This is a genomic window from Microcystis sp. M53598_WE2 (assembly GCF_030067735.1).
Taxonomy (GTDB): Bacteria; Cyanobacteriota; Cyanobacteriia; order Cyanobacteriales; family Microcystaceae; genus Microcystis; species Microcystis aeruginosa.
The window spans coordinates 1-3,374 of sequence record NZ_JASJFE010000204.1; the positions used below are offsets into that span (position 1 = coordinate 1).

Below are 3,374 nucleotides of genomic sequence, written 5' to 3' on the forward strand. Positions count from 1 at the left end.
AAAAATAAAATTGAATAAATTCAGGGAAATTTACGGTAATTTTGCCGGTTAAATCAATTCCCTGCTATCTCCATCCCAAATTACTGCTAGTACAAAAGTTTTATCTAATTTTCAATTATCGATTGAGAATAGAAATAATTCGATGATTTTGAGTAGTTTTTCCCTGAATTATAGGACGCAGTTGTTGCACCAGTTCCCTAGAGCGTCTTATTCTTGCTTCCGGTAATAAATGCTCATGGGTATCGGCAAATAAACTAGAATCTGTTTGCAGATTAAGAGTTTTTGGATTGTAGATTAAAGGCACTATATTAGACAATTCTTCAATAGTTTTTTTAACATTTTTGACAGTGGTTTCATCGGTCTTAGCATAAACCCAAGAGAGAGAAACTACTAAATCAGCACCTTTAGCTTTTAACTCCTCTTGAAATTGAGCGATGCGTTTGAGGGAGTGTTGCGAAACAGGTCGATCAAATGTTCTAGCCCACCATTTACCTGTACGATGTTTGACTACGGTAGGATCTCCTTTTTCTGTGATTGGATCTGATAAATAACCCCTAGCTTTTCCTGTTTGTATAACATCAACAGCAGTTTTTACTATAGCGCGTAAACTAGGAACTCCCATTAACCAAGTCTCGGAAACTAATTGTTCTAAGGGTATATTTCCTAAACCCGGTTTTCCAATAGCAACACCAAAGGGAACCGAACCAAATAAACCATCACCATAACCAATACCATCATCATCCAGTAACATTAAATACTCAGGAATGAGAACCACTATATCCCCCGGACGTACCTGCTCTAAAATAATTGGGCAGATGACATTTAATCCCAAATCTCCCTGTAAACCAAAGTTAAAAACTGGGATTTTTAGCTCCTGTTCGAGGAATTGAGAGTTAATACTATATTGTACTCCCGACCCCCCCGCAAAAATTATTCGTCTCGGTGCATCTATCTGCTTGGCAAAAGATACTTTTTGTTCGTACATTTGTAGGAGCCACTTTAATTCACCACCGTAGTATACGTTATAAAAAAAACCCAAAGACCAGGCCACCCCAACGGTAGCTAACCAAGGCCAAAAAGTAAACATTTTCTTCATAAGTTTAGCTCCTAGAGTTGAAGAACCAGAGGATAACTACAGAATCACTAATTCTAGTTCAAAAAAGATATAATTATCTTATCTTTCTTGCCATAATTGCCAAATAGTTGCCACATATTTCCGTCCTTTTGACAAATAATCCCAGAGATTAATTCCAGTTTTACTCTCACCATAAATGCGGGGAACGCAAAGATAAGGAACTTCCACTAACTTATAACCCAAACGATTGGCACGGGTTAATAAATCAATGCAATATTCTCCATAATCTCCCTTTAAGCGAATTTTTTCTAAAACCTGAGAACGAACGGCAATAAAACCACTGGTATAGTCGTGAACTTGATTGCCTAGCATCACGATGGCCATGCGATTAATAATCCAGCTTAACATCCGGGCCATCAGTCCGTGGGCAACATCATCACCCCCCGGAATCCAACGAGAACCTAGGGCCATATCAGCTTTTTTAGCTCGAATCGCTGTGATTAATTGCGGCACATCTTCTGGAGGCATAGACAAATCACAATCCATCCAAGTAATAATTTTAGCCCCATACAGATTAATCGCGTCGTCAATACCTCTTTGTAGAGCCGAAGTTAACCCTTTCTCGTTGATTCTGCGACACAAAATTACCCCCGATTGGAATTGCGAATCTTGGGGAGGAGTGGGATATTGTTGAGCTAAATCTTCTACTATCTGCCAAGTTTCATCGGGAGAATTATCATCCACCACTAGCACTAAATAAGGACTAGGAACACTAGCTAGTAAACGTTCAATTAATTGACTAATATTATCTCGCTCGTTATAAGTGGGTAAAATCGTACAGACTAAATCATTAGCTGCTGGAGTAATTGTGGGCTTATCCTCGGATTTTTGGGCTAGTAAACCTGTCTGAGTAGCAGATATAACTATTTCATAGAAAGGATACTTACCAATGATTCCAGAGCGATTTATGCCAATTTGAAACTTTTGTCCATCTTGGCTAAATTCCAGTTCTTCCGGTGGGGATTCTAAGAGTTGACAAGGGCGATAGGGATAGCAAACGTAAGGAAAACTAGACAATCCTTGACCGACTAATTCTTGGCATAGTTTAACCATGGCTTGACTATTTTCCACACGGAAGAAAGTTTTTTGTTTCTCCAGACCAAAACCTAAAACTTGTGCCGCATATTGATGAGAAAAGACAACAATAGAATTAGGATTCTCTTCTATGCTTTTGATAGCTGGTGCTATCCCCTGATGGGTTTTATAGAAAAATTCTCCACCTTGATAAATGTTTTTATAGACAGCTATTGCCAGTAAGATTAACAGTAAAACCAAGCTTCCCTTGGCTAGTAAAACTTCTTGGTTCGCTCCTAGAATTTTTACTTGTTCCACCGTTAATAAGGTAACAAAGGGGATAAGAGGCAATAAATATCTCGGTCCCCATTGTTTACCTCCCACCATGACTTCTCCCGGGGCAATATCGACTAAACAAGATACCCCTACTGTGTAGATAAAATAGAGAGCATAGACAAAAAGCATTTGTTTATCTAGAGATATATTGGCGATGTCAAATAGATAACAACTGGCTAAAAGTATCAGGAAGTAAATTATATTGTCCTTGACTAACGCCTTGGTTTTGACCATTCCTTGCTGGCGAAGATTGACGAGAACAGCCAAGATGATAATCGCCGTTACACTAATTAAAGTGACGGGAATATCCTTGGCAAAATTCAATTGTTGACCGCTCCAAGTGAGCAAGTAAGCTAAGGGAATTATACAGATAGGAAAATGCAGCAAAAAAGAGCTATTCAACTGATAAAAACTGGTCAGGGCTTCTTGAATACGTTTTTTCCAAGAAAACTCCTCAAGGACTAACAGAGCGTGAACTCCTAGAAAACGATTATAAATTAACTTATTGCAAAACCACAGTACAAACACACTAACAATCATACCTAGCACAAAAACAAAAGCTATTCGATTGGTTAGCAGAAATTCAGAAAAATTAAGATTTTGCTCGGTTGAATACCAAGCAAAAATTGAGGTTTGTTCTGGAGTTAACCCCAAGAAAACTAATAAAGTTAAAGTTGCCACTAGGGCCAGACATTCGGAGCGGAACCATACCGATAAACCCACTAGAAATCCGCCTAATAAATTGGGCAGCCAGCCACTATTAGCTGTATCGGGTAGAAAAAAAGCGATAACAATTCCCAAAAATCCTAAAGTAACAGCGAGGGTATGTTCACAATATATGGCACTGTATAGAGTTAAGGGAGAAGCAAAAATCAAAATAACTAATCCC

2 protein-coding genes are annotated in these 3,374 nt (G+C 38.5%); both read right to left on the reverse strand.

Annotated elements, in window-relative coordinates; genetic code table 11:
• Positions 1 to 115 precede the first annotated feature (115 nt).
• A complete protein-coding gene (locus tag PX636_RS04380) occupies positions 116 to 1,096 on the reverse strand; it encodes a hypothetical protein (RefSeq protein WP_288116328.1) in 981 nt (326 codons plus the stop codon).
• Between the two features lie 78 nt (positions 1,097 to 1,174).
• On the reverse strand, positions 1,175 to 3,374 hold a 2,200-nt coding region (locus PX636_RS04385), incomplete at its 5' end, for a polyprenol monophosphomannose synthase (RefSeq protein ID WP_288116329.1).